Annotated in this window: 5 protein-coding genes; all 5 read right to left on the reverse strand. The window is 73.0% G+C overall.

Annotation, left to right across the window (positions count from 1 at the left end; all coding sequences use genetic code 11):
* On the reverse strand, nucleotides 1-1,002 hold a 1,002-nt coding region (locus D7X55_RS35930; protein ID WP_147470347.1), incomplete at its 3' end, for an efflux RND transporter permease subunit.
* Entirely contained in the window at nucleotides 992-2,188 is a 1,197-nt protein-coding gene (locus tag D7X55_RS35935; RefSeq protein WP_121725392.1) for an efflux RND transporter periplasmic adaptor subunit, read from the reverse strand. The genes D7X55_RS35930 and D7X55_RS35935, both read right to left, overlap by 11 nt.
* Nucleotides 2,185-3,414 carry a TolC family protein gene (locus D7X55_RS35940; RefSeq protein WP_233610269.1) on the reverse strand — a complete coding sequence of 410 codons (1,230 nt, stop codon included), beginning with the start codon at nucleotides 3,412-3,414 and terminating at the stop codon, nucleotides 2,185-2,187. The genes D7X55_RS35935 and D7X55_RS35940 overlap by 4 nt, the downstream gene beginning before the upstream one ends.
* Nucleotides 3,415-3,521: 107 nt before the next feature.
* Nucleotides 3,522-3,839 (reverse strand): hypothetical protein, encoded by a 318-nt coding sequence (locus D7X55_RS35945; RefSeq protein WP_121725393.1) that lies wholly within the window; start codon nucleotides 3,837-3,839, stop codon nucleotides 3,522-3,524.
* 75 nt (nucleotides 3,840-3,914) lie between these two features.
* On the reverse strand, nucleotides 3,915-4,718 hold an 804-nt coding region (locus D7X55_RS35950), incomplete at its 5' end, for an N-acetylmuramoyl-L-alanine amidase (protein ID WP_233610270.1).

The following is a 4,718-nucleotide window of genomic DNA, read 5'->3' on the forward strand; positions in this document are numbered from 1 at the left end:
CTGATCGTAGACGACGCGCAGGCTCACGCCCGGAGGCAGCGAGCGGCGCAGCTCCTCGATGGCCGCGCGCACGCCTTCGGCCACGCGCACGGTGTCCGCGCCGAACTGCTTGCTCACGCGGCAGCTGACGACCTCCCCCTGGAGCCGGTGCGCCATGCCCCGGCGCACCGCGGGGGCCTCGCGCACGTCCGCCACGTCTCCCAGCAGCACCGGCGTGCCGTCCCGCAGCGCGACCACCGTGTTGCTCAGGTCCTCCACCGTCTCCGCCCGGCCCAGCGCGCGCACGGTCCATTCCATGGGCCCCTGCGTGACGAAGCCGCCGGACGCGTTGACGCTGGCGCCCTCCAGGCCGTGCTGGACCTCGTCCAGGGTGATGCCTCGCGCCACCAGCTGATCCGGATCCAGCAGCACCTGGAACTGGCGCAGGTAGCCGCCCAGCCGCTCCACGCCCGCGACGCCGGGCACCGCGAGCAGCCGGTTCTTGATGTCGAACTCCGCCAGGTCGCGCAGCGCCATCAGGTCCGCGGTGCCGGGCTGGGCCTCCAGCGTGAACTCGAAGACTTCGTTGAGCCGGCCGGTGAGGCTGGACACGAGCGGCGCGTCGGTGCCGGGCGGCAGCTCGCCCTCCGCCTGCGCCACGCGCTCCACCACGTACTGGCGGCTGCGGAAGTAGTCCGCGTCCGGTTCGAACTCCACCGTCACCTGGGTGACGCCCAGCTGCGACGTGGAGCGGATGCGGCGCACCTGGGGCAGGCCCGCCAGCGCCACCTCCATGGGGATGGCCACCGCGGTCTCCAGCTCCTCGGCGCCCATGGCCGGGTTCTGCACGATGACGTTGAAGATGGGGGCGGACAGGTCCGGGAACACGTCCTGGCGCAGGTTGCGCAGCGCCACCGCGCCAAAGGCCGCCAGCGCCAGGACGATGACGACCGTCAGCCCCGGCCGGGAGAACGACGCGCGCAGGATGCGCCCCGGCAGCGTCGTGCGGGCATCAGTGTCCATGCTCGTCGCCTCCGCCCTGGGACTTCTCGACCTCGGCCTTGAGCAGGAACGCGCCCTCCACCACCACCTCGTCGCCCACGGCGAGCCCCTTCAGGACCTCCACCTGCGTGCCCAGGCTGCGGCCCCGGCCGACCTCGCGCTGCTCGAAGACGCCGGCCTCCGGCGTGGGCAGGAACACCACCCAGCCGTTCTCCAGCCGCTGGAGCGCCGCCGCCGGCACGGCCGTGAGCGTGGCGCCGGGGTCTCCCAGCGGGATGGACGCCGACGCGGACATGCCCGGCCTCAGGAGCCCCTTGGCGTTGTCCAGCTCCAGGCGCACGGGGATGGTGCGGCTGCGCGGATCCACGCCCTGGCCCACGTGGCCCACCTTCGCGGCGAACTCCTGGCCGGGGAACGCGGCGAAGGTGACGCGCGCCTCTGCTCCGGGTTGCAGGCGCACGGCGTCCCGCTCGAACGCGTGCACGATGAGCCACAGCGACGACAGGTCTCCAATGCGGAAGAGCGCCTGCGACGGATCCGCCATCTGTCCCAGCCGCGCGGTGCGCTCCACGACGGTGCCGTCGATGGGCGCCTTGAGCACGAAGCCGGACGTGCCGTCACCTCCGGCACCGCCCGCGCCCAGGGACGTGAGCGCGGCCTTCGCGGCGGCCACGTCCGCCTCCGCGGCGGCGGCGTCCGCTTCGGCGGCCTGCGCGTCCTTGCGCGCGACGATGCGTTCATCCGCGAGCGAGCGCTTGCGGTCCGCGGCCTGACGGGCGGCGGTGGCGCGGGCCTGCGAGGCCTGGAGCTCCGCGCGGGCACGGCCCAGCTCCGGACTCTGGAGCTCCGCCAGCCGCTGGCCCTGCTTCACCGCCTGGCCTGTCGTCACGGCCACGGAGGCCACGCGCGCGGAGACAGGCGAGGTCACCTCCGCGTACGCGTCCTCGCTGAAGGACAGCTCGCCCAGCGCGGTGACGCTCTCTCCGCCCGGACGGGCCTCCACCTTCGCGGTGGTGACGCGCAGGTCGCGCAGCATCTCCTTGGGGACGTGCACGTGGATGACGTCGCCGGACTCGACGTGGAGCTTCTCCTCGGCCCCCTCGTCGTGCCCGTGTTCGTCGTGCGCGTCGTCGTGTTCCGCCTTGGAGGACTTGCAGGCGGTGAAGCCCACGAGCACGGCAATCATCAGCAGCAGGGTGGGCTTCATGGCAGGACTCCGGTTTCCACTTCGAGCTGCACTCGGGCAAGGGCCAGCCGCAGGAGTCCATCGAGCCACGCGGCCCGCGCCTCCAGCGTGTCGCGCCGGACGAGGAGGAAGGCCGCGAGGTCCATCTCCCCGGCGTCATAGGAGCGCTGCGCCAGCGCCTCGTTGTCGTCCAGGAGCGGCAGCACCTCCTGCAGGACGCCGAGCGCGTCGCGGCTCGCGCGGTAGCGGTCGGTCGCGGCCTGGACCCGGGCGGGGACGACGAGGCGCGCGGCGCGAAGCTCTCCTTCGGCGCGGCTTGCGTCCGCTTCGCTCACGAGGCGCGCTTCCTGTCCCCGGGCGAAGAGGGGCAGGGGGACGCTCAGCGTTCCCAGGAACACCGTCTCGTCCGCCTCCTTCTGGTAGCGCGCGCCCACGGTCACGTCCGGCAGCACCTGCCGCCGGCCCAGCGTCGCGGCGGCCTTCGCCCGGGCCTGCTCCTGCTCCAGGGCCACCACGTCCGGGCGCGTTCCACCTCCGTCCGGTGGCGCGCGTGGAGGCGCCAGGGCCAGCGACCGCAGATCATCCTCGAAGGAGGCCGGGGCCGCCGCGCGGTAGCCCAGCTGTCCCTCCAGCTCCGCCCGCAGCGCGTCGACTTCACCAGACGCGACCTGGACCTCCGAGCGGGCCCGGGCGTGCGCGACCTTGGCCACGTTGACGTCCACCGCCGGCACGTCACCGGCCGCGTAGCGCTTCTCCGTGGCCTGGACCGTGCGCGCCGTTGCCTCCTCCACGGCGGCCACCAGCTTCCGCCGCTCGCGGGCCTGCAACAGGCGCAGGTAGGCGGCGGCCACGTCTCCCAGGACGAGCCGCTCCGCGTCGCGCAGGCGGGCCTCTTCCATGGACAGGCCGGCGCGCGCCGCCTCCCGCCGCAGGCCCTGCTTGCCGCCCAACTCGAAGGGCTGCGACAGGCCCACCGCGACGTCCAGACCGTGGTCGCCATTGGGGAGCCGTCGCGGCCCCACCTGGACATCGAGCTGGGGGTTCTCACGCAAGAGCGGCGCGGCGCTCGCCAGGGGGCCCTGGGCGGCGCGCACGCGGGCCCGGGCCTCCACCAAGGCAGGGGCGTGCTGGCGCGCGAGGGTGAAGGCGTCCTGGAGCGTGATGCGGGAGGGATCCGCGCCACCGGGGCGCGGCCATAACAGGGCGGCGGCCAGCCCGAGGGCGGCCGTCGCTGGGCGGATGGACACGGAGGAAGACCTCTTCGGAAGAAGGCGGCCGCGCGCATCCATGCGCCCGGGCATGTGGCCGGGCACACCGGTGGCGGGGCGCGTGCGAACGACGAAGGACGCGGGCCTTAAACGAGAGGGACTATCGGGGGATGCAGGATGTCATCCGCGTCCGCGGACGACGGCTCGGAGGCTTCGAGCACGATGGGGAGCTCCTGTCCCCGAGAACTCATGAGCCCCGGCAGCGGTACGGCGACGGCCAGGGGCTTCACGTGCGTGCAGCAGGTGCAGTCCACGCAGGTGGGAGCGCACTGGCCCTGCGCGTCGTCATCCGCGCAGCCCGTGAGGCACGTCTCCGCCTGCTGCGCCGGCCCGAAGGCATGCGCGAGCCCGCCCCCGATGGGAGCGAGCAGGACCAGGCAGAGGATGAGCCAGAGTCGAAGCACCGGGGCGCTCTTCTAGCACCTTCCGGCGCGCGTGTGCATGCCGCCAGTGGGGCAGGGTGGCGAGACGGCCGCTGCTCAGCCGCCAATGCCCTTGCGCAGGCGGGCCCAGTCGAAGTTGGCCGCCGGGTCGTCCTTGCGGCCCTTGGGCACGGCCACGTCCTTGTGCCCGACGATGTTCTTCATGGGCACGTCGTACTCCTGCTTCAGGTAGCCCACGAGCTTCGTCAGCGACTTGTACTGCGCCTCCGTGAAGGCCGTCTTGCCGCTGCCGTCGTTGACGATCTCGATGCCGATGGAGCGCGCGTTCACGTCCGTGGGCACGCCGTGCAGCTCACCCTTGCCCGCGTGCCACGCGCGCTTGTCGTCACCGACCAGCTGGTAGATCTTCCCGTCGCGGTCCAGCATGTAGTGCGCGGACACCTTGCTGTCCTTGTTGCGCATCCACGCCAGGTCCCCGGAGCCGTTGTTGGTGCCGGTGTGGTGCAGCACGATGGCGTCGATGTCCGCGCCGTTGCGCGAGTCGCTGTTGGGCGAGGGCGCGCTCACCACCGCGGGCTTGGTGAACTTCCCGGGCTGGGTGGGCGGAGGCGTCGTCGTCCTCAGCGCCTTGGCCAGCGCCGCCGCCGTCTGCGTCCCGTAGTAGCCGGTGGCGGAGATCTTGTGGTCCGCCTGGAACTTCTTCACCGCCGTCTCGGTCTGCGGCCCGAAGGAGCCGGCGCCCGAGTTCATCTGCGCCTGGGTCATGTAGCCCAGCTTCACCAGCCCCTGCTGCAGCTGCTTCACCTTGGCCCCGGAGTCACCCTTGCCCAGCCCGGCCGCCGGCGCCGTCAGGGCGGTGGACGCGGCCGCGGCGCGAGGAGCGGCGGCGGTGCGGGGGGC

Source organism: Corallococcus sp. AB049A (assembly GCF_003668885.1).
GTDB classification, from domain to species: Bacteria; Myxococcota; Myxococcia; order Myxococcales; family Myxococcaceae; genus Corallococcus; species Corallococcus interemptor.